The sequence below is a fragment of the Mesorhizobium sp. P3_A2 genome, from assembly GCF_056403115.1.
On the sequence record NZ_JBFUGC010000002.1, the window covers coordinates 41,670 to 66,604 of the forward strand.

Consider the following 24,935-nt stretch of genomic DNA (forward strand, 5'->3'; position numbering starts at 1 on the left):
AGAGCGGTTCATCGGTGGAGATTGGCCGAAGCCTTCCCGACGAAGCGATAGCGAGGCGCCCGTCCTCAAATATCCAGATTGGCTACCGACAGCGCGTTGTCCTGGATGAATTCGCGCCGCGGTTCGACCTCGTCGCCCATCAGCCGCGAAAACAAGCTGTCAGCATCGGTCGCGTCATTGACCTTGACCTGCAGCAGCGAGCGCACATTCGGGTCGAGCGTGGTTTCCCACAGCTGCTCGGCGTTCATCTCGCCGAGGCCCTTGTAGCGTTGCATGGTCAAGCCTTTGCGGCCGGTCGCAAACACCGCGTTGAGCAGCGCCAGCGGCCCCGAAATGGTTTCGGAGACATCCTTGCGGCGCAGCACCGGCGGCTCGCCATAGACCTCTGTGAGGCGCGGCGCATAGCGGTCGAGCTGGCGTGCGTCGGCCGAATTGATCAGCCCGGCGTCGAGCTGGGCGAATTCCTTGACGCTGCGCACCGTGCGCTCGAAGACATAGCCGCCGACGCCTTCATTGGAGGTCGACAGGCGGCCGGTCCAGCCGCGCTCGGTGTCCTCGGCAATGATGTCGAGACGCTGGGCGACGCGTTCGGCCATGGCATTGGCGCGGCCAAGATCGTTGAGCACATCGGCATTGAGCGCGCCGGCGATCGCCGCCTGCTCGACCACGCCCCTGTTGTAGCGCGTGTGCAGCCCGTTGATCAGCTGGCGCACCGCCAGCGCATCGTCGATGGAGCCGCGCAGATCCTGTCCGGCCCGCGCCTCGCCGGAGGCGAGCGTCAGCGACGCCTCTTCCAGCCCCGAGCCGATCAGGAACTCCTCGAAGGCGCTCTCGTCCTTGATGTATTGCGAGCTCTTGCCGCGCGTCACTTTGTAGAGCGGCGGCTGGGCGATGTAGAGATGGCCGCGCTCGATCAGCTCCGGCATCTGCCGGAAGAAGAAGGTGAGCAGCAAGGTCCTGATATGGGCGCCGTCGACGTCGGCGTCGGTCATCAGGATGATCTTGTGGTAGCGCAATTTGTCGGCGTTGAACTCGTCCTTGCCGATCGAGGTGCCGAGCGCGGTGATCAGCGTGCCGATCATTTCGGAGCCGAGCATGCGATCGAAACGGGCGCGCTCGACATTGAGGATCTTGCCGCGCAAAGGCAGGATCGCCTGGTTCTGCCGCGAACGGCCGCCCTTGGCCGAGCCGCCGGCGGAATCACCCTCGACGATGAAGATTTCGGATTTCGCCGGGTCGCGTTCCTGGCAATCGGCCAGCTTGCCGGGCAGCGAGGTGACGCCGAGCGAACTCTTGCGGGTGATGTCGCGCGCCTTGCGCGCCGCCTCGCGCGCCGCGGCCGCCTGGATCACCTTGTCGATGACCACCTTGCCTTCGGTCGGGTGTTCTTCCAGCCAGGTGCCGAGCGCCTCGTTGACCAGGCCTTCGACCACCGGACGCACCTCGGACGAGACCAGCTTGTCCTTGGTCTGTGAGGAGAATTTCGGGTCGGGAACCTTGACCGACAGCACCGCCGTCAGGCCTTCGCGGCAATCGTCACCGATCAGCGCCACCTTTTCCTTCTTGGTCAGACCCGAGGACTCGCCATAGCCGGTGATCTGGCGCGTCAACGCGCCGCGGAAACCGGCCAGATGGGTGCCGCCATCGCGCTGCGGGATGTTGTTGGTGAAGGCCAGCACATTCTCGTGGTAGCTGTCGTTCCACCACATCGCCACTTCGACGGTAATGCCGTCGCGCTCGGCCTTGATGGCGATCGGCTTGTCGATCAGCGGTTTCTTGACCCGGTCGAGATATTTGACGAACTCTTCCAGCCCGCCATCATAGTGCAGTTCGTGGCGCACGAGGTCGGCATGGCGGGCATCGGTCAAAATGATGCGCACGCCGGAATTCAGGAAGGCGAGTTCGCGCAGCCGGTGCTCCAGCGTGCCGAAGTCGAACTCGACCATGGTGAAGGTCTCGGACGACGGGAAGAAGGTGATTTCGGAGCCGCTGCGCCCTTCATAGGTGCCGGGCTGCTTGTTCTGCTCGTAACTGCCGGTAGCCTTGAGCGGCGCATCGGAATTGCCATGCGTGAAGCTCATCTCGAAAATCTGGCCGTTGCGGCGGATTTTCAGCTTCAGCCAGGCCGACAGCGCGTTGACCACCGAGACGCCGACGCCGTGCAAACCGCCTGACACCTTGTAGGAATTCTGGTCGAATTTGCCGCCGGCATGCAGCTGCGTCATGATCACTTCGGCGGCCGAAATGCCTTCGCCGGTGTGGATATCGGTCGGAATGCCGCGGCCATTGTCGATAACGGTAACCGAACCGTCGGGATTGAGCGTCACCGTCACCAGGTCGGCATGGCCGGCCAGCGCCTCGTCGATGGCGTTGTCGACCACCTCATAGACCATGTGATGCAGGCCCGAGCCGTCATCGGTGTCGCCGATATACATGCCCGGCCGCTTGCGGACGGCGTCCAACCCCTTCAAAACCTTGATGGAATCGGCGCCGTATTCGGCTTCGGCGCCGTTGGTGTTGTCGCTCTGATCGCTCATGAAAACCTGTTGTCTAGATGCCGCTTATGCAGCGCGAAAAATCGGCCCCGAATCGCGCGTGTGATATCGCCTAGATATAGGCGCTAAAGGCGGTTTTTCCAAGGTTTGCAGGGATTTCCAGCCTAAATCCCCAACCGGCAGTCGGCTATTTTTTTCGGGCGTTGGAATGGGCCAGAAGGCTGCGCAAATATTTGATCATGAATTTGTCTCCGGGCGCCAGCCGTCCCGTACGGTCGAGCTCCAGCGTCAGCTTGAGCGCCTTGGTCAGCGCCGCCTTCGGATCCCTCGCCACATAGGCATAGGCGACGTAGGCGCGCGCCAGATCGATTTGCCAGATCGCATTGTCCGGATCGGACTGGGCCAATCTCTGGGCAATGGCGAGGCTGGCCTCGAAGGCCGCCTTGGAGCCCTCAAAGTGACGTCGGTCGGTTTCCAGATAGCCGATCTTCTGCAGGGTGATCGACATATCGCGTTGCCAGTTCGAATTGGCGGGATCCAGCCTTGCCAGCCGGTCGGCTATAGCAAGACTGTCCTGATAGTTTTGCAGAGCACCGCTGGCATCGCCCTGCTCTCTAAGCACCTCGGCGACCTGTTCGAGACACACAGACAGGTCGCGCTGCCAGTCCGTGTTGCCGGGATCGATGGCGGCAAGGTCGCGCGCCGTGGCCAGCGCCTGCTGGAAGGACTCCAGCGCGAGCGGCCAATCCTTCTGGTCGCTGTAAGCTTTGCCGATCTTGGCGTAACCGACCGACAGGTCGCGCTTCAAATCGGTGTTGTTTGAGTCGCGGCGCACAAGCGCTTCGGCGATCCCCTGGCTCTTGTTGTAGGCGTCGAGCGCACCGGCAGCGTCGCCACGCTCGCGCAGAACGTCGCCGATCCTGGTGTAGCTGACGGAGACAGCGTGCTGGTGCCTGGGGTCATCGGGTTTATTCTCGGCCAGTGCCAGCCGAATTCTCAGGCTCTCTTCGAATGCCGTTTGGGCGCCATCCAGCTGGCCGGCGGTGCGGGCAAGATCGCCGATTTCGTCATAGGTAATGGTCAGGTCGCGCAGCAAATAGACGCTGTTCGGCTCGGCATCGGCCAATTGCTGCTTGATGGCGAGGCTTTGCTGATAGGCCTGGGCTGCCGCAGCCACATCGCCTTGCGTCGCCAGCACATTTCCGATCTTGTCGTTCGCCGTGGCCAGATCGCCGAGCCAGTCTTTTTTGTCACGGACCTTTGCGGTCAGATCCTGCAGCATGTCCCTGGCCGCCTCATAGTTTTCCAGCGAAGCCGACAGGTCGCCTTGCGCCATCTTTATGTTGGCGAGCTTGATATGGCTGATGGCGAGATCGCGTTTGACGCTGGGGTCGGTTTCCTGACGCGCCCGCTGCTCGAGATTGGCCAGCAGTGCGGTGAAGGCGCGGCCGGCTGCTTCGACATTGCCGACCGTCGTATAGAGGATACCGAGTTCTTCCAGCGTGCGGCTCTGGCGGTCGGCCTGTTCCAGGCTGAGCGAGGTCTGCCCGGCCTCGCCATAGAGCGACAGCACCGTTTCATAGTCCTTTATGGCGGTGGCATAGTCGAGGCTGGCGCGCGCCGCGCCGCCTGACAGAAAGCGCGTCGCGGCCTCGGACAGTGTGCGGCTGACGAATTTGGACTTCAATGCGTTGCGCGAGACATTGTCGATGTCGGCGGCCTTGGCAAGGATCGTGCGTGCGCCATCGAAGGCGCCGAGCGACAGCTGCTCCTCGGCCTGCCGGCGCAGCGCCGTCACCGCCGGATCATCAGCGGCCAGGGTCTTCATGTCGTCGCGCACCTTGACGAAAGCGTCGGCCGCCTCCCGCAATCGGGCGTCCAGACTTTCACCGGAGAGATGGCTGGTATCGGTGCTGATCAGCGCGCCATAGAGCGGCGCCAGCGGCATATCGGCATCGCTGGCGACCCGTTCGACCGCACCGCGCATCTCGGGCGTCACATCGGCCATGGCCAGCAGCAGCCGTTCGCGCTCCGGCAATTGCTCCTTGGCCGCCGAGGCAAAGAACAGCTTCGGCAGACCGTTCTCGACATAGGGCAACTGCTTGCCGCGGCTGAGGTCATAGACCTCCTGCTGCACCAGCGTCAGCACCGAGCGGATTTCGAGCCCATCCGTGCCGAGATACTTCGTCAGCGCCGCTGTAAAGGGCGAATTCGCGCCGGTTCCGTCGGCGGCCGTCTCGCCGGGCGCGGCCGAGAAGGCGAACAGGATGTTTTCCGCCTTGCCGATGCGCCCGAGACCCGGCTTGACCTTGTCCACCAGATCCTTGATCAGCGATGTCGCGCCGCGCCCGTCGCCGCCAGTCCCAGAGAACGGATCGCTGCGACAGGCATCGAGCACGATCAGCCCGACCTTGGCAGTGGCTGCCACGGCATCGCGCACCTCTTCCAGCGGCAGGCTGGTCTTTTCCAGCTGGTCGAGCGAGGAGGCGTCGGCGTCGACCGGTAACAGCCGGTTGTCGCCGGAGATTTCGACGCCATGGCCGGAGAAATAGACCAGCGCCACATCGGCGCCCTGGGCGTCCTCGCGAAAATCGTCCAACGCACGGCGCATGCGCCTGAGGTCGCGGTTGGTTTCGAGGACGACTTCGAAGCCAAGCTTCTTCAGCGCCGCTTCCATCGCCTCGCCGTCATTGATCGGATTGGAGAGCTTCCGCACCAGCCGATAGTCGTCATCGGCAATGACCAGCGCCACGCGCCGCTCCGCCACCGCCGTCGCGGTGGTCGCAAGCACCAGCAGTAAGGCAAACAAAAACCGCAAGTCGAACCGCCCCCGGCTCAGTCACCTGCCGACCATTCCACCTCTTTATGGCATGAGCAAGCCGGGCCGAAAACCGGCTGCTTTACGCCGCCCGCATCGGCTTCAGCGCCTCGCTCCAGCGCGACAGCTCATCCAGCATGGCTTTGGTTCCGCCCTGCACCTGCTCGCTGGCCTTGAAGGAGCCGTCGCTCTCCAGCAGTTTCTGGTAGAGCGGCAGCGCGACGCCTTCGGGGATCGGCATGATGCCGACCGAGGTCAGCAGCGGCTTGAGCGCCTGCGCGGCGCGCAGGCCGCCGGAGACGCCGCCATAGCTGAAAATGGCGGCTGGCTTGTATTTCCATTCGCGGAGGAGGTAGTCGATGGCGTTGACGATCGCCGGCGCGACGAAATAATTGTACTCCGGCGCCACGAACACAAAGGCGTCGGCGGCATCGATGGCCTTCGACCAGGCTTTGGTGTGGTCGTTCTGGTAATTGCCGAGCCTGGGGTGATGCGGTTCGTCCAGCACCGGCAGCTGGAATGCGGCGATGTCGGTCAGCACCGGTTCGAATTTGCCGTGTTCGCGCGCGAAACCCTCCAGCCAGTGGGCGAAGACCGGCCCGGCGCGGCCGGGCCGCGTGCTGCCGATGATGATATTCAGCTGGTGCTTCAAGGCGTGCTCTCCTGGGCGGGTTGGCAGTATCTGTTGGTGACTGTCCCCTACTGCAGAGTGGCCGGCTGGACAAGGCGCAGCCGTTTCACAGGCGGTCACGATCCGATGAACAGACCGTCAGTCGAAGCATGCCCGCGATGCAGGGTTCCGGTCTGCCCTTCGGTCACATGGACGCCCCGATTGCCAGCCACTACATTGAGGCATCAGCGGAGTACCTCATGGACACACAGCCCGCTCCCTTCGTGCCACCGGCGCCCAAGCCGCGCACGACGCCGCCTTCGACGCTGGAGATGATGCGGATCGTCTACCGCAATCCGCTCGAACTGTGGGGCGAGCACACCTACAACGAACCCTGGATTTCGGCGAATGGCGTCGGCGGGCATTTGATCGTCGCCAACGATCCCGGCCTCATCAAACACGTGCTGATCGACAACGCCAAGAACTACAAGATGGCGACGGTGCGCCAGATGATCTTGCGCCCGATCCTGCGCGACGGCCTGCTGACCGCCGAGGGCGAGGTGTGGAAGCGCTCGCGCAAGGCGATGGCGCCGGTGTTCACGCCGCGCCACATCTTCGGCTTTGCCGAGCCGATGCTGCGCCGCACGATGCAGTTCGTCACCCGCTACGAAAGTGGCGGCATGTCCGATATCGCCCATGACATGACGCTGCTGACCTACGACATCCTGGCGGAAACGCTGTTTTCCGGCGAGATCTCGGGCGAGCCCGGCAGTTTCGCGCAGGAGATCGACCGCCTGTTCGAGACCATGGGCCGTGTCGATCCGCTCGATCTGTTGCGCGCGCCCGAATGGCTGCCGCGGCTCACCCGCATCCGAGGCCGCAAGACCATGGCGTACTTCCGTAGGATCGTCACCGATACGGTCAAGATGCGCGAGGAGCGGCTGAAGCGCGACCCCGACACCGCGCCGCAGGATTTCCTGACGCTTCTGCTCAGGGCCGAAGGCCCGGACGGGCTGACGCGCGCCGAGGTCGAGGACAACATCATCACCTTCATCGGCGCCGGTCACGAGACGACCGCGCGCGCGCTCGGCTGGACGCTTTACTGCCTGGCCGAAGCGCCGTGGGAGCGCGAAAAAATCGAGCGCGAGATCGATGCGGTGCTGGCGCGCGAGCCCGATCCGACGAAGTGGCTGGATGCCATGCCCTTCACCCGCGCCGCCTTCGAAGAGGCGCTGCGGCTTTATCCGCCGGCGCCGTCGATCAACCGCGAGCCGATCGAGACGGAGACGTGGAACGATCTGGTGCTGCCCAAGCGCGCCGCCGTGCTGGTGATGCCCTGGGTCGTGCACCGCCACAGAAAATTGTGGGACAGGCCCGACGCGTTCATGCCCGAGCGCTTCCATCCAGGAAACCGCGAGAAGATCGACCGCTTCCAGTATCTGCCTTTCGGCGCCGGGCCGCGCATCTGCATCGGCGCCAGTTTCGCCATGCAGGAGGCGATCATTGCGCTCGCCATCATGCTGTCGCGCTTCCGCTTCGATGTGACGGCCGAAACCAAACCCTGGCCGGTGCAGAAACTGACGACGCAGCCGCAGGGCGGCCTGCCGATGCAGGTGACGCGACGCGTTTAGGGCGTGACGCCTTGGTTACGCGATCCCTGCGGGTTTGCGCTGGAACTGGCCGGCGGCGCGGAAACGCCAGAGGTAGCTCGGCAGGATGGTGCCGATCGATTGCGGCTGGATGTCGAGGCCGGCAAGGGTCCGGTTGGCCTTGGTGGCCGCCTCCGAGACGATGTTGTGCTCGCGCAGCTGCAGCACCTGGTCCTTGGTCAGCAGCGGATTGGGCAGCAGGCCGAGGATCGAGGCCTGCAGATTGGCCACCCACCACGGCACAGGCACCAGCAGCCGCTTGCGCTCGATGACGGTGAGCAGTTCTTCCATGCATTCCTTGAACGTGAGCACCTGCGGCCCGCCGAGCTCGTAGATCTGGCCGCCCTGGACCTTGCCTTCGACCGAGCGCGCCACCGCCTCGGCGACATCGCCGACATAGACCGGCTGGAATTTGGTGTGGCCGCCGCCGATCAGCGGCAGCACCGGTGAATAACGCGCCATGTCCGCAAAACGGTTGAAGAAGCTGTCCTCCGGCCCGAAATTGATCGAGGGACGGAAGATGATGGCGTCGGGGATGGTTTCCAGCACTGCTTTTTCACCGAGCGCTTTGGTGCGGGCATAGTCGGACTCGGCGTTAAGGTTGGCGCCCAGCGCCGAAATATGGGTGAGGCCGGCGCCGACCGAGCGCGCTGCCTCGGCCACGGCGCGGGCGCCGAATTCGTGTACGGTGTTGAATTTCTGCCGGCCGGTCTCATGCAGGATGGCGACCAGGTTGATGACGTGGTCGGCGCCCTGTACGGCGCGGTCGACCGACCAGCGCACGCGCACATTGGCCTGTACCGGCTGGATCTGTCCGACATTGCCGAGCGGCTGCAGATGGCCCGCGAGATCGGGCCGGCGCACCGGCACCCGGATGCGGTAGCCGCGCTTGGCCAGCGCCCGCACGATGTGGCGGCCGACGAAACCGGAGCCGCCGAAGACGACCACGAGCTTGGGGATTTGCAGGATTTCGGTCATGGCTGGCTCCGGCGCTCGAAAGCTTGGCTGAAGCCGTTTCATAGTCCGTTTTGGCTCAAAGGCAAAGGGTGACGCGTCGTCGCTGCCACCCTCCTTTCTGAGCAATTCCAGGAAAAGTGTGAAGCGGTTTTCCGTCCGGAATTGCGTCCAAGCAAAGCACCTTTCAGAAGGCCTTGCCGAGACGCGCGTCGACCGATTGGCGGTTGCCGCCGCGGATGACGAAGAACAGCAGGATCGCCGCCCACAGAAGCGACTTTTCGGCGCCGGAAAACCCCTGGCCGACGGTGATCCAGTGGAACCAGACGGTGACCAGCAGCACGAACATGCCGGCGAAGGCGGCCGGCCTGGTCAACAGGCCGATGGCGATCAAAATGCCGCCGAAGAATTCGGTGCAGGACAAAAGCAGGGACCAGAACGCACCGGGATAGAAGCCGAGGCCTTCGACCATTTCGGCGGCGCCGAAAGGGTTGGTGATCTTCTGCGAGCCGTGGATGGTGAGGAACCCACCGGCGACGACGCGAAGCAGGGTTTCCACGCCGTCATGCAGCGACGAATACAGGCGGCCAAACGCCGGGATGATCAGTCTGCCGCGGGAAGCGTCGGTTACGGACATCGTAGCTCCTGTTGTTGTGATGACCCCTCGCAAACGCCCGATGGTTCCCGGCAAGTCAAGTTAACAAAAGTTAACTTTCGTTATCATGTTTAGCGCGCCTGGCATGAGACGCAGAAAACCCCGCCGAAGCGGGGTTTTCCGGGTGACGCAACGGTCGAGACAGGGTCCGAGGCGGCTGACCTGAGACGGCATACGCCCGCCCCGGCCCAAAACGCATCCGACAGAAGGCACCGACCGGGCAAACCCGACCCGGCAGCTATTGGTCGCTGCCGCGCCCGAAAAGGTTCAACGGGCGTGCTGCGAAAAGCTAGTCTTCGGGCAGTTTGTCTGGTGCTGGGCGACCAGCCAGGCAAACCCAGACCTGGTCGGGGGTGGATTCGCTATCGACCCAATTTTGCCAATTGTGCCTTAGCCATTCGGGCGAAATGGCCACCACCTTGCCCGGGACCTTCGCCTCTGCCGGAAGAAATACGAGGACGTTGCCTGCTCCATAGCCGGAATCGCGAACCAGACCCAGGCCTGACGCCTCATGCGTTTCAAAAAGCATGTCGTCGATGACTTCCTCTATGGGCGCCATCTTCCGGTAGCGAAACAGCGATCCGCGAAAAAGAGGCGGATCATCCTTCAGATGATCCAGCCTGGTCCAGGTCATTTTCGGAATATCCAAGTCGAACTCCTGGACGAGACTGCTTCAGCCCGAATACCGCTCGGCGAATTCGGAAATGCGCTGCACCACCGCCTTGGGGGCGTTGATGCCGCGGGCCTGCGCCTTTTCCGCCGCTTCGGCGCGGGCGCGGCCCGGCACATGCACGCCAAAGCGCCGCCGCAGCCGGTCGAGCTGGTCCTTCATGCGCTGCTCGAAATCCGGATCGAGCAGCTTGGGCTCGACGGCCAGCACGAACAGGCCGGTTCCCGGGCTGTCCGGCCCGCCGGTGAACCAAGGGGCGTCGAGCGACCAGTTGGCGCCCGACAGGCCGGCCGCCAGCACTTCGACCATCAGCGCGATGTTGGCGCCGCGCTGGCCACCGAAGGCCAGCATGGCGCCTTTCATGGCCGCGGCCGGATCGGTGGTCGGATTGCCGCTGGCGTCCAGCGCCCAGCCTTCCGGGATCTTCTTGCCGTCCTCGGCCGCCTTGCGGATGTTGACGAAGGCGGTGGCGCTCGACGACTGGTCGATGACCAGCGGCGCGCCATCGGCAGCGGGCGCGGCAAACGACATCGGATTGGTGCAATAGACCGGCTTGACCGAGCCCGAGCCAGCCAGCACTGCCGGCCCGTTGGTGGCGGCGAAAGAGACCAGCCCCATCTGCGCCAGACGCCCGGTGAAATAACCGAGCGCGCCGCACGTATAGGCGTTCTTCTGCGAGAAGATGGCGACGCCGAACAGCTTTGCCGCCTTGGCAAGGTCGTCGATGGTGCGGTCGAAGCCGGTATGCGCCAGCCCGCCGCGCGCATCGGAGAGGTAGACGGCGAGCGCCGGCCGGGTGATCACCGGATCGGCATTGCCGTCGATGCGGCCGGCTTCGAGCGCCTCGAGGTAATCGATGAAATGCGTCAGTCCGACGGTCGAAAGCCCTTCCGCCTCGGCGGCGATGATCGAGGCGGTGAGCGACTGCGCCGCCTCTTCATTGGCGCCGGCGCCAAGAGCTGCCATCCGGCAAAGCCCGGTTGCCTGGTCGAGAGAGAGTTGCATGGTGAGCCTTAATGACGGTGAATAGTGAATAGTGAATGGCCGTCTTAGGCGAGGGCGCGAAAATTGCGACCCCTTTCCGCCGACTATTCACCATTCACTATTTTACCATTCACCATTTCACTACCCAATCTTGTTCGGAATCCGCGCCTCGATCTTGCTGAAGGCAAACACCAGAATACCGGTGATGGTCATGTAGATCAGCGCCAGGAGCAGCAAGGGCTCGTAGGTGAGGTAAGTGTCCTGCCGCACCTTGGACGAGACGGCGAAGATGTCGATGACACTGATCGTCGCCACCAGCGGCGTTGACTTCAATTGCAGCACGGTTTCGCCGGTCAGCGTCGGCAGCGCCCGGTAGATGGCCTGCGGCAGCCATATGCGGCGGAAAATCTTCCAACGGCTCATGCCAAACGCGCGGGCAGCCTCGAGCTGTCCTTTGGGCACGCCGGCAAAGGCGCCGCGCATTACCTCGCCCTCGTAACCGGCGAAGGACAAGGTCAGCGCCAGCACGCCATAGGGCCAGGCTTGCCTGAGATACGGCCACATCCAGGATTCGCGGATCCACGGATATTGCGGAAACAGCGAGCCCAGCCCGTAATAGAGCAGCCACAGCTGGATCAGCAGCGGCGTGCCCCGGATAACGGTGCAGAATGTCCTGGCCGGTGCGGAAAACCAGAATGAGCCGGTGGCCTGCGCGAGCCCCAGCGGTACGGCGAGCAGGAAACCGAGAAAGCAGGTGACGGCGAGGATCCACAGCGAGCGCCAGATGCCCAGCAGTCCCATTTCATAATATTGCGGCAGCCAGTCCCAACGCATGAAGAACGCCGCACCGAGAACCAGCGCGATCGCGACCAGGATCAGCATGATGCGATGCGGCTGCAGCCATAGCGACGTCCGTGCGGCAGCGTTGATGATGGTCGCCTCTCCCGCCATCAGCGCGTATCCTTGAGCGATGGCATGCCGCGCCGCGACCAGGCCTCGACACGGCCGATGAGCAGGTTGGAGACAAGCGACAAGATGAGATAGAGCACGCCCGCGGCGAAAAAGAAGGTGAAATAAGCTTTGGTGACGCCGGCGGCCTGCCGCGTTGCCAGCGCCAGCTCGTAGAAGCCGACGACCGCCAGAAGTGCTGTGTCCTTGGTGGCGATCAGCCACAGATTGGCGAGGCCCGGTATGGCGAAGGGCAGCATCGCCGGCAGCGTTATGCGCCGCAGCATCAGGCCCGGTGACATGCCATAGGCGCGGGCCGCTTCGATCTGGCCCTGCGGAATGGCCAGGATCGCACCGCGGATAACCTCGGTCGAATAGGCGCCCTGGACAAAACCGAGCACGGCGATGCCTGCGGCAAGGCCGCTGATGTCGACGCGCTGGTAGCCCATGGCGGTCAGCGCCTGGTTGATCAGGTCCGTCCCGGCATAATAGAGCAGCAGGATCAGCACCAGTTCGGGTACGGCGCGCACCACGGTCGTGTAGACGGCGAGCAGGTCGCGCACGACCGGGCCGCCATAGAGCTTGCCGAAAGCGCCGCCGGTGCCGATCAGGAGACCGAGGACCGTGGCGCCCAGCGCGATCTCGATCGAATGGAGCAGTCCAAGCAACAGCGTGCCGCCCCAGCCCGGCGGGTAGGGCGAAAGAAGCTCGATGATGCCGGCCGCCGAGGCCGAAAGAAGTGCGTCGATCAGCGTCGCCCCCGGATTGCTGGCTCTAACCCGCCGACGGCAGCGCCGCCGGCAAGCATGTCTGGGAAAGATCAGCCAGAAGAGGCATGGCGCTGACGCCATGCCCCTCAGCTCATGCGAGGATCGTCAGTTCGACTGCGCGCCGCCGCCGCCGTAAATGTCGAAATCGAAGTACTTCTTCGAGATCTCGTCATATTTGCCGTTGGCGCGGATCGCCTTGATACCGGCGTTGATCTTGTCTTTAAGCTCGGTGTCTTCCTTGCGCACGCCGGCGCCGACGCCCGGCCCGAGCACCTCGTCATCGGGAGCCACCATGCCCTTCAGGTCGCAGCAGGCTTTGCCCTGGTCCGATTTCAGGAACGCGTCGAGCGCGATGGAATCGGCCTGCACGGCGTCGAGGCGGCCTGCGGCCAGATCGTTGTTGGCTTCGTCCTGCGTCTGGTATTCCTTAATCTCGGCGGCCGTGGGGCCGAAATGCTTCTTGGCATAGGCCGCATGGGTGGTCGACACCTGCACGCCGAGCACTTTGCCCTTGAGGTCGTCTGGCGTCGCGCCGAATTTCTGGTCCTTCGGGCCGATGATGGCGGTCGGCGTGTTATAGTACTTGTCCGAGAAGTCGATGGTCTTCTCGCGTTCGGCGGTGATCGACATAGAGGCGACGATGAGGTCGATCTTCTTGGTCGTCAGCGCCGGGATGATGCCGTCCCAGGCGACAGGGGTGATGACGCAATCGAGTTTTTCCTCGGCGCAGACGGCGTCGATGAAGTCGATTTCCCAGCCGACCCATTTGCCCGATGCATCCGGCGAGGAGAAGGGCGGATAGGGCTCGGCGCTAACACCGATCTTGACCGGATCGGCCTTGGCCACGCCCATGGCGGCGACGCCGAGCAGCAGCGCTGCGGCGAAGGTTTTCAGAACAGTCTTCATAGTCACGACTCCCAGTTTGTTGTTGGTTCCCGGTTTTCTTCCGTCCCGGCCTTCCTAGCCGATGTTACGGATGAACTGCTTCAGCCTTTCGGATTTCGGTGCGCCGAAGATCTGCTCCGGCGGCCCCTCTTCCTCGACCAGCCCGTTGTAGAGGTAGACGACGTGGGTCGCGACCTCGCGGGCGAACTTCATTTCATGCGTCACCAGCACCATGGTGCGCCCTTCGCGCGCCAGGTCGCCGATCACCTTCAGCACCTCGCCGACCAGTTCCGGGTCGAGCGCCGATGTCGGCTCGTCGAACAGCATGACGCGCGGGTTGATGGCCAAGGCGCGGGCGATCGCCGCGCGCTGCTGCTGGCCGCCGGAGAGATAGGCCGGATAGACGTCGCGCTTTTCGGCGAGGCCGACGCGCGCCAGCAGCTTCTCGGCTTCCCTGATCGCCACGTCACGCTTGACGCCCAGCACATGCACCGGAACCTCGATGACGTTCTCGATCAGCGTCATGTGGCTCCACAGGTTGAAGTTCTGGAACACCATGCCGAGCTTGGATCGGATGCGCTCGATCTGCCGGCGGTCGGCGGGCACGGTGTGGCCGTGGCTGTCGGCCTTGAGCTTGATCTCTTCGCCATTGACGCGGATGATGCCGCTGGTCGGGTTTTCCAGGCAGTTGATGCAGCGCAAAAGCGTCGATTTGCCGGAGCCCGAGCCGCCGATGATGGCGATCACCTCGCCGTCGCGCGCCGACAGCGAAACGCCCTTCAGCACATGCAGCTGGCCGAATTTCTTGTGCAGGTTCTCGACATGGATGGCTTCGGCCGCACTATTCTGCGCCTTGCCGGATGGGGCTGTGGCGACTCCCACCGCGCTCACCGGGTGACCTCTACCACATGGCCGACGGCAGATCGTCGAACGTCTATCCGGCTAATCAACATACGCTGTAATGCCCACTCCAGACTTCAGCATGGACCCAACAGCGCGAGCCCGTCAATCCCGCCCATTACGGCACTTGCGGCCTTATTGTGCAAGTGTATAAATAGCGTTCGATGAAATTTTTCCCATTTTTTTCACCTCGAAAAGGACATCGATGAGCGCTTTCGGATCACAGTCCATGGCGGCGCCGTTGCGGCGTGTGCTGATGCGGTCGGCCGCCAATGCCATGCGCGGCGCCGACAGGGCTACCTGGCACTATGGCCCGGGTTTCGATCCTGCGAAAGCGGCATCGCAGCACGCGGCTCTCGCTGAACTGGTAAGGGCTTCCGGCGCCGAAATCGAATGGATCGATGACAAGGCCGACGGATTGTCGGACTCGGTATTCACCCACGACCCGTCGCTGATGACCGACCGCGGCGCGCTGATCCTGTCCATGGGCAAGCCATTGCGCGAGAGCGAGCCATCGCTGCATGAGGAAACCTATACACGCCTGGGTATTCCTATCCTCGGCCGTGTCGAGGCTCCCGGCCAGGTCGAAGGCGGTGATTGCGTATGGCTGGATAACAGCACGCTGGTGATCGGGCGTGGTGTGCGCTCCAACCAGGAAGGCATCCAGCAGGTGTCCAATCTGCTGGCGCCGCTTGGCATTTCCGTCTACGGCTTCGATCTGCCGCTGTGGCAGGGCGAGGAGGCGTGCCTGCATCTGATGTCGGTGATCAGCCCGCTGGCCGACGACCTCGCGCTGGTCTATTCACCGCTTTTGCCGGCTCCGTTCTATCAGTTGCTGAAGGCACGCGGCATCCGGCTGGTCGAGGGCGACGCCGAAGAGTTTGCCGCGTCCAACGGCCTCAGCCTGAACGTGCTGCCAACCAGCCCGCACAAGGTCATTGCCGTCGCAGGCTTTCCCAGGACCAAAGCCGCGATGGAAGCAGCCGGCTGCACGGTTGAAATCTTCGACGCGGATGCGCTCTGCATCGCCTGCGAAGGTGGGCCGACATGCCTGACGCGGCCCATCCTGCGCCAATGAATGAGCGCCGCAAGTTCCGCCGCGAGGGCGAGGAACGGCGGCGGCAGGACCTGATCGACGCGACCCTGGACAGCGTGGCGGAACATGGGCTGGAGGGCGCCAGCCTGCGCACCATCGCCTTGCGCGCCGGCGTCACCGCCGGGCTGATCCGGCACTATTTCCCCGGCAAGGAGGAATTGCTGCAAGAAGCCTATGCAACGCTGATGGGCCGCATGACCGAGCAGGCGAAGGCGACATTGCTCATGGAAAACGCCTCGCCGCGCCAACGCCTTGCGGCCTTCGTCACCGCCAACCTCAACGCGCCGATCATCGACGCGCGGGTGTTTTCGCTCTGGGCAACCTTTATCGGCCGCGCCGGCGCGGATCCGTCGCTCGCCCGCGCGCACCGCGAAGGCTATCTCGGCTTTCGAAACGAGGTGGAAGCGGTCGTGGCCGAAGTGCTTGCCGCCGAAAAGCGCAGGCCGGACGCAAATGAGCTGCGCCGCCATGCCATCGCCATCAACGCGATCATCGACGGGCTCTGGATCGAAGGCTGTCTGGCCGCAGAGATGTTCTCGCCTGGCGAATTGGCGGCGATCGGCGTCAAAGCCATAGAGGCCGAGCTCGGCCTCGCGCCGGAAAAGGGAGAGAACAAATGACAACGCTGGGCGAAGCCCTCATCACGCTGCTCGAGGCGCATGGCGTCGACACCGTCTTCGGCATTCCCGGCGTCCACACGGTCGAGCTTTACCGCGGCCTGGCGCGCTCAAAAATCCGCCACATCACGCCGCGGCACGAACAGGGCGCCGGCTTCATGGCCGATGGTTATGCGCGCGCCAGCGGCAGGCCGGGCGTCGCCTTTGTCATCACCGGGCCGGGGCTGACCAACACCATCACCGCCATGGGCCAGGCGCGCGCCGATTCCGTGCCGATGCTGGTGATTTCGGGCGTCAACGCGATGCCGACGCTGGGCAAGGGGCTGGGCTTCCTGCACGAGCTGCCGGACCAGCGCGGCATGATGGAAAAGGTGGCGCTGTTTTCGCAGCGCGTCACCGAGGCCAGCGAATTGCCAGGCGCTTTGGCGCAGGCCTTCGCGCTGTTTTCGTCCTCGCGACCGGGGCCTGTGCATATCGAAATCCCGACCGACGTCATGGTCAAACCGGCCGACGGTATTGCTGCCTTGCTCACCAATGCGGCGCCGCCGGCGCCCGATGGCGCGGCCATTGCCGAAGCCGCCAGGCTCATCGCCGCCGCTCGGCGACCGCTGATCCTGGCCGGCGGCGGCGCCAAGCGCGCCGGTGAGCCCTTGCAGCTTCTGGCCGAGCGGCTGGGAGCGCCTGTCGTCCAGACGGCCAATGCACGGGGCCTGCTGCATGCGCATCCGCTTTGCGTGCCCGCCAGCCCCAGCCTGAAAGCGGTGCGTGCGCTGATGGCCGGCGCCGATCTGGTCATCGCCGCCGGCACCGAATTCGGCCCGACCGACTATGACGGCTACAGCGACGGCGGCTTCGTGCTGCCTGCCAATCTGATCCGCATTGACATCGGCGCCGACCAGCTCGCCCGCCGCCCGGTGAGCGTCGGCATCCAGGCCGATTGCGCTGAGGCGATCGAAACCTTGCTTGCCGTGATGGGCCCTGATCATGTCGCAGCGAAGGACGGCGAGAGCCGCGCCGACGTGGCACGAAAAGCGGCCTTTGCCGAACTGAGCCCGGCCTATGCCGCACAGGTGCATGCGGTGGAAACCATCCGCGACGCCTTGCCGGGCGCCATCATCGTCGGCGATTCGACACAGCCGATCTACGCCGCCAATCTCTATTACGACCACGACCGGCCGGGCGGCTGGTTCAACGCCGCCACCGGCTTCGGCGCACTCGGCTATGGGCCGCCGGCGGCGATCGGCGCCGCGCTTGCCATGCCCGGCGTGCCGGTGGTGTGTCTCACTGGCGATGGCGGCTTCCAGTTCACCCTGCCGGAACTGGGCGCGGCGCTCGATGCTCCGGCGCCGGTCATCTTCGTCGTCTGGAACAACAGAGGCTATCGCGAGATCGAGACTTCGATGCTCGATGTCGGCGTCGAACCAGTCGGCGTGTCGCCGGCGCCGCCGGATTTCTGCAAGCTGGCAGAGGCTTACGGCATTGCCGCCGAACGGCTTGCCGGTACTGCTGATCTTGCCGATGCGCTCAAACGCGCACGCGCAACCGGGCTACCGCACGTCATCGAAATCACCATCGATTGACGCTTTGCCATCCGCCGTACGTCCATGCGCCGGCAAAGCGGGAGGCCGGCAGCTTCGAGCGATGCAAAGACGCAACACTGCCATGTCGAGATGGCGGTTGAGTGATCGTGCAAAAGGCGCGACGCTTTGCGTCGGGCGCGGCGAAAGAACGACATAATCATAAAAAATTACAGGAGCGGTCCAGGATGACGGAAACACTTCAGGGCAGGCATATCGTGGTCACCGGCGGCACTGGCGCGCTTGGTGCTGCGGTCGTCGGCAAACTATTGGCCGACGGCGCGATCTGCCACGTGCCCAATGCGCACGCGTCGGCCCCGTCGCATTTTCCTTTCACGGCTGATGAGCGCGTCCGGCTGGCGCATAATGTCGATCTCGCCGATCCCGCCAAGGTCGATGCCTTCTACGACAGCGTTCCCGATCTGTGGGCCTCCATCCATCTGGCCGGCGGCTTTGCCGCGGCACCGGTTGAGAAGATCGAATCCGCTTCCTTTGCTGAAATGATGGACACCAACGCGCGCACCGCTTTCCTGTGCTGCCGCGCCGCGGTGCGCTCCATGCTTGGCTCGGCTACGGCAGGCCGCATCGTCAATGTCACGGCCCGCGCCGGGCTCGACCCGCGTCGCGGCGCCGGCATGGTCGCCTATGCCGCCAGCAAGGCCGCGGTGGCGGCAATGACTGTGGCAATGGCGGAAGAGCTGAAGCACAAGGGCATACTGGTCAACGCGATTGCGCCCTCGACGCTCGATACGCCGGCCAACCGCGCCGACATGCCGGATGCCGATGTCACCAAATGGGTCAGCCTGGAAGCTGCCGCCGAAGCCATCGCCTATCTGGCATCACCGGCCAATCTAGCGATGAGCGGCACGCTGGTGCCGCTTTACGGCCGCGCCTGAGGAGGCGACGCCGCGGGGCAGCTCATTTGCAGACGAGCTCGCCCATCTGCAGCTTGAACTTGCGCGGGCCCGGCATCGGTTCCGCGCTCGCATCGTCGACGATAAACACATCGAGCGTGCAGCCGCCGGCGCCTACCTGGTAGTGGTCGTCTCCGACATGCGCGATCATGTCGATGGGGCCATGGTTTTCCAGCCTGCGCGCAACATCGCCGCTGTCGGTGATGGCGTCGATCTCGGCCTTGCACTGCCAGTAGGGTGGCAATGCCGGTGACGCCGCCACTGTGCCGGCCAACAGGAATGCTGCGACAAAACCGATGCGGGTCATGGGGCCTCCGATCGTCTGGCTTCCACTAGCGGCCTTTGCCGACCTGGCGAGCATGGCGGCCGCCGACGCTTCCACGGAATTAGAAGACCCCGCGACTATGTCAGGTTCGAGACACCCGCCTCCACGACCTCGACTGCGTCGCCGATTGAGATCGTGCCGGCGTTGTTCGGAATCGCATTCTGGCCGAAGATGATGCCGCCCTTGGCGGAGCGGTGGAGACGCCCAAGCGTCTGCAACGGCTCGCGCGGGTCCGGCTGCTCGCCGCTGTGCGGATCGCGGGTGGTGATGACACAGCGCGAGCAGGGCTTTGCGATCCGCAGCTCGACAGAGCCGATGCGGATCGTCTTCCAGCTGTCTTCGGGCCATGCGCCTTCCGCGTCGAGGACGATGTTCGGGCGAAACCGCGCCATCTTGATGGGCGCGGCAAGATGGCTGTTCAGATGCTCCAGCGAGCCCGTCGTGGCGATCAGCAGCGGAAAACCGTCGGCAAAGTTGACGTAGTCGCCAGGCTGGCCGAATTCCGGGTCGACCGGCCGGTTTTTCGGATCATCGAAATAGACGAGATCGACTGGCCGGCCAAGAATAGCCGAGAGATAAGCGCCGGCGGCCGGATCGCCCGACCGCGCAACAACCATATCCTTCCAGATCTTGACCTGCCGCAGCGCGGCACCTGGGCCCGGAGCGTCAACGGTATGCGAGCCATGCCTGTCATGCCTAAGCAGGATGCCGGTGCCGCGATGCTCGACGTCGATCGTCGTCATTGCCGGTATCTGGCGAATGGTGAGGAACTGTCCGTCCTTGTCGACGACCATCCAGCGACGGTCGCCTTCCATGCCCATGGTCTCGATATCGGCGCTAGGCACGGCATGGCCGCGCAGGCTCTTGACCGGATAGCGATAGAGTTCGACGACCTTCATGCGCAATGCTTCTCTTTTGCCCGAAGGGCGTGACATCCCACGTTTATGCCGGCAAACGACATGCGCCCGAACCTACAGCCGCCCGTGCCGAATTGAAGGGGTTCCACCGTCTTTGTCTTGTGCCAACCGCTCAGCTCTCACCGCGCATGAAAAAACCCGCGAGCCTTGCAGCCCGCGGGTTTTCTTGTTCAGTCCGCGCGCGAAGCGCGACAGCAGCCGAGGCTTACGCGCTGCGCGCGAAGCGGCTTAGCTGCCCTGCTTCTTCAGCGCGGCGCCCAGGATGTCGCCCAGCGAAGCGCCGGAGTCGGTCGAGCCGTACTGTGCGACCGCTTCCTTCTCTTCGGCGATTTCCAGCGCCTTGATCGAGACCTGCAGCTTGCGGGTCTTCTTGTCGAAGGCGATGACGCGGGCGTCAACCTTCTGGCCGACGGTGAAGCGCTCGGGGCGCTGCTCGTCGCGGTCACGGCTGAGGTCGGAGCGCTTGATGAAGGTCTCGATGCCGCTGTCGACCAGCCGCACTTCCAGACCGCCATCCTTGACGCCGATGACTTCGCAGGTGACGACCGCGTTCTTGCGCAGTTCGCCCGAAGTCGCGGCTTCGCCGACCGTATCCTTGGCCAGCTGCTTGATGCCGAGCGAGATGCGCTCCTTGTCGATGTCGACGTCGAGCACCTGCGCCTTGACCATGTCGCCGCGATTGTACTCTTCGATGACCTGCTCGCCCGGACGGGTCCAGTCGAGGTCGGAGAGGTGCACCATGCCGTCCACGTCGCCTTCGAGGCCGATGAACAGGCCGAACTCGGTCTTGTTCTTGACCTCGCCCTCGACCTGGCTGCCGACCGGATGGCTGGAGGCGAAAGCCTGCCACGGATTCTCGAGCGTCTGCTTGAGGCCGAGCGAGATGCGGCGCTTGGCCGGATCGACCTCGAGCACCACAACGTCGACTTCCTGCGTCGTCGACAGGATCTTGCCGGGGTGCACGTTCTTCTTGGTCCACGACATTTCCGAAACGTGGATGAGGCCTTCGATGCCCGGCTCCAACTCGACGAACGCGCCGTAGTCGGTGATGTTGGTGACGGTACCCTTGATCTTCTTGCCGATCGGGAACTTGGTGCCGATCTCGGACCACGGATCGCTCTCGAGCTGCTTCATGCCGAGCGAGATGCGGTGGGTTTCCTGGTTGATGCGGATGATCTGCACCTTGACCGTCTGACCGATGTTGAGGATTTCGGTCGGATGGTTGACGCGGCGCCATGCCATGTCGGTGACATGCAGCAGGCCATCGATGCCGCCGAGGTCGACGAACGCACCGTAGTCGGTGATGTTCTTGACGACGCCTTCGACAACCTGGCCTTCTTCGAGGTTCTGCACGATTTCCGAACGCTGTTCGGCGCGGCTTTCCTCCAGAACGGTGCGGCGCGACACGACGATGTTGCCGCGGCGGCGATCCATCTTGAGGATCTCGAAGGGCTGCGGGTTGTGCATCAGCGGGGAGACATCGCGGATCGGGCGGATATCGACCTGGCTGCGCGGCAGGAAGGCTACGGCGCCGTCGAGGTCGACGGTGAAGCCGCCCTTGACCTGGTTGAAGATGACGCCTTCGACGCGCTCACCCTTGGTGAACTTCTCTTCGAGCTTGACCCAGCTCTCTTCGCGGCGGGCCTTGTCGCGCGACAGGACGGCTTCGCCCAGCGCGTTTTCGATGCGCTCGACCATGACTTCGACAGTGTCGCCGACCTTGAGCGTCGAGTCCTTGCCCTTGACGCCGAATTCCTTCAGCGGCACGCGGCCTTCGACCTTGAGGCCGACATCGATGATGGCCATGTCTTTTTCGATCGCCAGGATCGTGCCCTTGACGACCTGGCCTTCGCCGGAGTGACCGGTGGTAAATGATTCTTCGAGCAGGCTCGCGAAATCGTCGCGAGTGGGATTTGCAGCTGACATATTTTCTCCTGGAGTGCCCCGCATTCTGAAGCGGGACGGGCGCCGTGGGTTAGCGTTGCGTTGGCCTGCCGGCGTTCCGGGCTACAAAAGCCCTGGGCCGCCTAAGCGGCAATTCCGGCGCATGAAGAATGCTGGCAGGCTGGTTCGTGCCCGATATGGGTATTTTCTTCGCTTCCGGCAATCGGTGGCAGCGGGAAAACCTTCAATCAGGCTTTATCTCTCTTGGCCAAGGCGTCGTCTATGATCGCTTTGGCCGCCAGAAACGCGGCCTCTATAGCCATTTCGGAGGTATCAAGCAAGTGCGCGTCCGTCGCCGCCTTCAGCGGCGAGTCGGCGCGGCCCATGTCGCGCTCGTCGCGGCGCACGATATCGGCGAGGATTTCGGTGAAATTGGCGGTGCCGCCGATGCTTTCGATCTCCGCCAGCCGGCGCTGCGCGCGCACCTCCGCGCTCGCCGTCACATAGAGTTTGATGTCGGCGTCTGGGCACACCACGGTGCCGATGTCACGCCCGTCGAGCACCGCACCCGGCGGCGTCTTGGCGAAGTCGCGCTGCTTTTCGACCAGGATGCGCCGCACGGTCGGGTAAACCGCAACCTTCGACGCCGCCTCGCCAACCGCATGCGCCGACAGCACCGCGCGGTCGAGTTTTGCCAGATCGACCTGACGGGCAGCGGTTTCGGCCGCCGAGACATTATCGAGCGGCAGTGCGTGTTGGATCAGCGCATGGGCAACCGCGCGATAGGTGAGGCCGGTGTCGAGCAGGTTGAGGCGGTAGTGGTCGGCGAGCCTGCGTGCGAGCGTGCCTTTACCGGCGCCGGCGGGGCCGTCTATGGCGATGGTGAAGAAGTGTGTCATTCGAAACCTCGATGCAAGTGCCTCACGCCATTGGCGCTCGAAGTCAACCGCCGTGACTTCCGAGGCTTCGAACTGGCTGTCCGAATTGATCTCTGCGAGATCAGGAAAGCTTTCCGTCGAATTTACAGTCCCTCCGACTTCTATATCCTCCGACCCGTCAAGGGCGGGGCTGCGAATGGCGAAGCACACCGAGCCATCGGCATAGAATTCTATTGTTCGGTTCTGAAAATTATCGTCGGCGACTTCATACCAGAGGTGGGACGGCTCCTTTGGTATGTCATGTTTCCAGTGGACGTAAACGTATCTCACCCGATCTCCGCACCCAGCCCCGTCATCAGATCCATGAACTCCGGAAAGCTCGTCGCGATCATCGCGGCATCATCAATGGTCACCGGCTTTTCCGTCGCCAATCCCATGACGAGAAAGCTCATGGCGATGCGGTGGTCGAGATGGGTCTGCACCGTCGCGTCCTGGCCATTGGGATGGCCGCCGAGCCCCTTGCCGCCGGGCTTGCCGCGCACCGCAAGCGAAGCCTCACCCTCGGTGCAGTCGACGCCATTGATCTTCAGGCCGTTGGCAACCGCCGCCAGGCGGTCGGATTCCTTCACCCGCAGCTCCTCCAGGCCCTGCATCAGCGTTTCGCCCTCGGCGAAGCTCGCGGCAACCGCCAGCACCGGGTACTCGTCGATCATCGACGGCGCCCGCTCGGGCGGCACGGCAACGCCCTTGAGGTCGGAATGGCGCACGCGCAGATCGGCGACGTCTTCGCCGCCGGCATTGCGCGGGTTCAAAATGTCGATCTGGCCGCCCATTTCCTGCAGCGTCAGAAGCAGGCCGGTGCGGGTCGGGTTCATCAGCACGTTTTCGATGACAATGTCGGAACCCGGCACGATGAGCGCAGCCACCAGCGGGAAGCCGGCCGACGAGGGGTCGCCGGGCACCGCTATGATCTGTCCCGTCAGCTTGCCCTGGCCTTCGATGAAGATATGGCGCACGCCGCGCTCGTCGGTCTCGACCGAGAGATTGGCGCCAAAACCCTTCAGCATCTTTTCGGTGTGGTCGCGCGTCATCACCGGCTCGATGACGGTGGTAATGCCCGGCGTGTTGAGACCGGCCAGCAGCACGGCCGACTTCACCTGCGCCGAGGCCATCGGCACGCGGTAGGTGATGGGTGCAGCGTGCTTCGGCCCATGCAACGTGATCGGCATGCGGTCGCCGGGCGTCGCCTTCAGCACCTGCACGCCCATCTGGCGCAAGGGTTCGAGCACGCGGCCCATCGGCCGTCCCGACAGCGAGGCGTCGCCGATGAAGGTCGTTTCCATGTCATAAGTGCCGACAAGACCCATGGTCAGGCGAGAGCCGGTGCCGGCATTGCCGAAATCGAGCGGGCCTTCGGGCTGCAGCAGCGCGCCATTGCCGGTGCCGCGGATCACCCATTCGGCGCCACGCTTCTCGATATGCGCCCCCATCGCCTTCATGGCTGCGGCCGTGCGCATCACGTCCTCGCCTTCGAGCAGGCCGGTAACGCGGGTTTCGCCGGAGGCGAGGCCGCCGAACATCATGGAACGGTGTGAAATCGACTTGTCGCCCGGCACGCGAGCGGTGCCGGAAAGGGCTAGGGATTTGCGGGCGGTGGCCGGCTTGGCAGCGGCGGCGTGAGACATGGAATTTCCCTGGACGGAATGCCGGCGCACCGGCGCTTTTCATTTGTTGCGGCGGTCTCGTATCACGGCGGGCACAAATGGTCATCCCCATGGTCGTCACTTGGCGCGGGGCCTTTCAGTACTTGGTTTTGTGACGCCGGCTTTTCGCTTTGACAGCGCGGTAAACTGTGGTTATGGGGACCACTCTTTTATTGACGAGGCTTGCCGTGGCAAAAAACGAACTTGGCACAAAGCGTGTCGACCCTGAGACGGGTCGAAAATTCTACGACCTGAACAAGGACCCGATCGTCTCGCCCTATACGGGCAAGACCTATCCGCGTTCCTACTTCGAGGAAGGCAAGATTGCCGCCATCGAAGAGGAAGAGGAAGTGGCCGAGAAGGAAGTAGACGCCGAGGAAGAAGAAGGCGTTGAAGTCGTCTCGCTTGAAGAGGCCGACGAAGACGTCAAGGCCGGCGACGACCTTCCCGATCTGGGCGACGACGAGGACGATGTCGACCTCGGCGACGACGAGGACGATACGTTCCTTGCCGACGAAGAAGAAGAAGATGACGATGTCGCTGACATGATCGGCGTCGGCGACGACGACGACGAGGTCTGATCGGCTGCGGGCACCAGCGCCCGCGGCTTTCTTGAGCTGTGACGAAAAAGCGGTTCTTGCAGGCTTGATATTCAGGGAAGGCGGGGTTAGAAGCCGCCTGCACTA

The 24,935-nt window shown here is 63.7% G+C and carries 22 protein-coding genes and 1 pseudogene; 6 read left to right on the forward strand and 17 right to left on the reverse strand.

Annotation, left to right across the window (positions count from 1 at the left end):
* Positions 1 to 65: 65 nt before the first annotated feature.
* From gyrB to AC1DXM_RS04665, 3 genes are all read right to left on the reverse strand, one after another.
* Entirely contained in the window at positions 66 to 2,537 is a 2,472-nt protein-coding gene (gene gyrB / locus AC1DXM_RS04655; RefSeq protein WP_477232007.1) for a DNA topoisomerase (ATP-hydrolyzing) subunit B, read from the reverse strand.
* 145 nt (positions 2,538 to 2,682) lie between these two features.
* Positions 2,683 to 5,313, reverse strand: coding sequence for a caspase family protein (locus tag AC1DXM_RS04660; RefSeq protein WP_477232008.1), 2,631 nt, complete (start codon positions 5,311 to 5,313; stop codon positions 2,683 to 2,685).
* Positions 5,314 to 5,395: 82 nt separating this feature from the next.
* Entirely contained in the window at positions 5,396 to 5,965 is a 570-nt protein-coding gene (locus tag AC1DXM_RS04665) for an NADPH-dependent FMN reductase (protein ID WP_477232009.1), read from the reverse strand.
* 218 nt (positions 5,966 to 6,183) lie between these two features.
* On the opposite strand from AC1DXM_RS04665, the gene AC1DXM_RS04670 reads away from it, so the two are divergent.
* Positions 6,184 to 7,554, forward strand: coding sequence for a cytochrome P450 (locus AC1DXM_RS04670; RefSeq protein WP_477232010.1), 1,371 nt, complete (start codon positions 6,184 to 6,186; stop codon positions 7,552 to 7,554).
* Positions 7,555 to 7,569: 15 nt separating this feature from the next.
* Here the strand turns inward: AC1DXM_RS04670 and AC1DXM_RS04675 are convergent, their stop codons facing one another.
* The 8 genes from AC1DXM_RS04675 to AC1DXM_RS04710 form a co-directional block, all read right to left on the reverse strand.
* Positions 7,570 to 8,550, reverse strand: a complete 981-nt coding sequence (locus AC1DXM_RS04675; RefSeq protein ID WP_477232011.1) for a complex I NDUFA9 subunit family protein — start codon at positions 8,548 to 8,550, stop codon at positions 7,570 to 7,572.
* Positions 8,551 to 8,713: 163 nt separating this feature from the next.
* Positions 8,714 to 9,163: a DoxX family protein gene (locus tag AC1DXM_RS04680; protein WP_477232012.1), complete on the reverse strand. Its 450-nt coding sequence runs from the start codon at positions 9,161 to 9,163 to the stop codon at positions 8,714 to 8,716.
* A 307-nt stretch (positions 9,164 to 9,470) separates the two neighbouring features.
* Entirely contained in the window at positions 9,471 to 9,830 is a 360-nt protein-coding gene (gene imm45 / locus AC1DXM_RS04685) for an Imm45 family immunity protein (RefSeq protein ID WP_477232013.1), read from the reverse strand.
* Between the two features lie 24 nt (positions 9,831 to 9,854).
* The gene (locus AC1DXM_RS04690; protein ID WP_477232014.1) at positions 9,855 to 10,856 is read right to left on the reverse strand and encodes an Ldh family oxidoreductase; all 1,002 of its coding nucleotides are present in this window, start codon (positions 10,854 to 10,856) and stop codon (positions 9,855 to 9,857) included.
* Between the two features lie 120 nt (positions 10,857 to 10,976).
* Complete coding sequence (locus AC1DXM_RS04695; RefSeq protein ID WP_477232015.1) at positions 10,977 to 11,786, reverse strand: ABC transporter permease; 810 nt, start codon at positions 11,784 to 11,786, stop codon at positions 10,977 to 10,979.
* Positions 11,786 to 12,499, reverse strand: coding sequence for an ABC transporter permease (locus tag AC1DXM_RS04700; protein WP_477232458.1), 714 nt, complete (start codon positions 12,497 to 12,499; stop codon positions 11,786 to 11,788). The genes AC1DXM_RS04695 and AC1DXM_RS04700 overlap by 1 nt, the downstream gene beginning before the upstream one ends.
* A 159-nt stretch (positions 12,500 to 12,658) precedes the next feature.
* Positions 12,659 to 13,459: a transporter substrate-binding domain-containing protein gene (locus tag AC1DXM_RS04705; protein ID WP_477232016.1), complete on the reverse strand. Its 801-nt coding sequence runs from the start codon at positions 13,457 to 13,459 to the stop codon at positions 12,659 to 12,661.
* A 54-nt stretch (positions 13,460 to 13,513) separates the two neighbouring features.
* Positions 13,514 to 14,329 (reverse strand): ABC transporter ATP-binding protein, encoded by an 816-nt coding sequence (locus AC1DXM_RS04710; RefSeq protein WP_477232017.1) that lies wholly within the window; start codon positions 14,327 to 14,329, stop codon positions 13,514 to 13,516.
* A 214-nt stretch (positions 14,330 to 14,543) separates the two neighbouring features.
* Here AC1DXM_RS04710 and AC1DXM_RS04715 point away from each other — a divergent pair, with 214 nt between their 5' ends.
* The 4 genes from AC1DXM_RS04715 (at position 14,544) to AC1DXM_RS04730 (ending at position 18,524) form a co-directional block, all read left to right on the forward strand.
* Positions 14,544 to 15,416, forward strand: coding sequence for a dimethylarginine dimethylaminohydrolase family protein (locus AC1DXM_RS04715; RefSeq protein WP_477232018.1), 873 nt, complete (start codon positions 14,544 to 14,546; stop codon positions 15,414 to 15,416).
* Entirely contained in the window at positions 15,386 to 16,054 is a 669-nt protein-coding gene (locus AC1DXM_RS04720) for a TetR family transcriptional regulator C-terminal domain-containing protein (protein WP_477232019.1), read from the forward strand. Before AC1DXM_RS04715 ends, AC1DXM_RS04720 begins: the two co-directional genes overlap by 31 nt.
* Positions 16,051 to 17,631 carry a 5-guanidino-2-oxopentanoate decarboxylase gene (locus AC1DXM_RS04725; RefSeq protein WP_477232020.1) on the forward strand — a complete coding sequence of 527 codons (1,581 nt, stop codon included), beginning with the start codon at positions 16,051 to 16,053 and terminating at the stop codon, positions 17,629 to 17,631. Before AC1DXM_RS04720 ends, AC1DXM_RS04725 begins: the two co-directional genes overlap by 4 nt.
* Positions 17,632 to 17,816: 185 nt before the next feature.
* Positions 17,817 to 18,524: an SDR family NAD(P)-dependent oxidoreductase gene (locus AC1DXM_RS04730; protein ID WP_477232021.1), complete on the forward strand. Its 708-nt coding sequence runs from the start codon at positions 17,817 to 17,819 to the stop codon at positions 18,522 to 18,524.
* Between the two features lie 22 nt (positions 18,525 to 18,546).
* On the opposite strand, the gene AC1DXM_RS04735 is transcribed toward AC1DXM_RS04730, so the two are convergent.
* From AC1DXM_RS04735 to aroA, 6 genes and pseudogenes are all read right to left on the reverse strand, one after another.
* A complete protein-coding gene (locus tag AC1DXM_RS04735; protein ID WP_477232022.1) occupies positions 18,547 to 18,849 on the reverse strand; it encodes a hypothetical protein in 303 nt (100 codons plus the stop codon).
* Between the two features lie 95 nt (positions 18,850 to 18,944).
* Positions 18,945 to 19,766: an MOSC domain-containing protein gene (locus tag AC1DXM_RS04740; protein ID WP_477232023.1), complete on the reverse strand. Its 822-nt coding sequence runs from the start codon at positions 19,764 to 19,766 to the stop codon at positions 18,945 to 18,947.
* A 246-nt stretch (positions 19,767 to 20,012) separates the two neighbouring features.
* Positions 20,013 to 21,710 (reverse strand): 30S ribosomal protein S1, encoded by a 1,698-nt coding sequence (gene rpsA / locus AC1DXM_RS04745; protein ID WP_112563700.1) that lies wholly within the window; start codon positions 21,708 to 21,710, stop codon positions 20,013 to 20,015.
* A 206-nt stretch (positions 21,711 to 21,916) separates the two neighbouring features.
* Positions 21,917 to 22,567 (reverse strand): (d)CMP kinase, encoded by a 651-nt coding sequence (gene cmk, locus AC1DXM_RS04750; protein ID WP_477232459.1) that lies wholly within the window; start codon positions 22,565 to 22,567, stop codon positions 21,917 to 21,919.
* 30 nt (positions 22,568 to 22,597) lie between these two features.
* Positions 22,598 to 22,876: pseudogene (locus AC1DXM_RS04755) on the reverse strand (DUF6881 domain-containing protein); the annotation flags it as partial.
* Positions 22,873 to 24,231: a 3-phosphoshikimate 1-carboxyvinyltransferase gene (gene aroA / locus AC1DXM_RS04760; RefSeq protein ID WP_477232024.1), complete on the reverse strand. Its 1,359-nt coding sequence runs from the start codon at positions 24,229 to 24,231 to the stop codon at positions 22,873 to 22,875. The pseudogene AC1DXM_RS04755 and the gene aroA, both read right to left, overlap by 4 nt.
* A gap of 206 nt (positions 24,232 to 24,437) precedes the next feature.
* Here aroA and AC1DXM_RS04765 point away from each other — a divergent pair, with 206 nt between their 5' ends.
* A complete protein-coding gene (locus tag AC1DXM_RS04765) occupies positions 24,438 to 24,830 on the forward strand; it encodes a TIGR02300 family protein (protein ID WP_181056631.1) in 393 nt (130 codons plus the stop codon).
* Positions 24,831 to 24,935 lie beyond the last annotated feature (105 nt).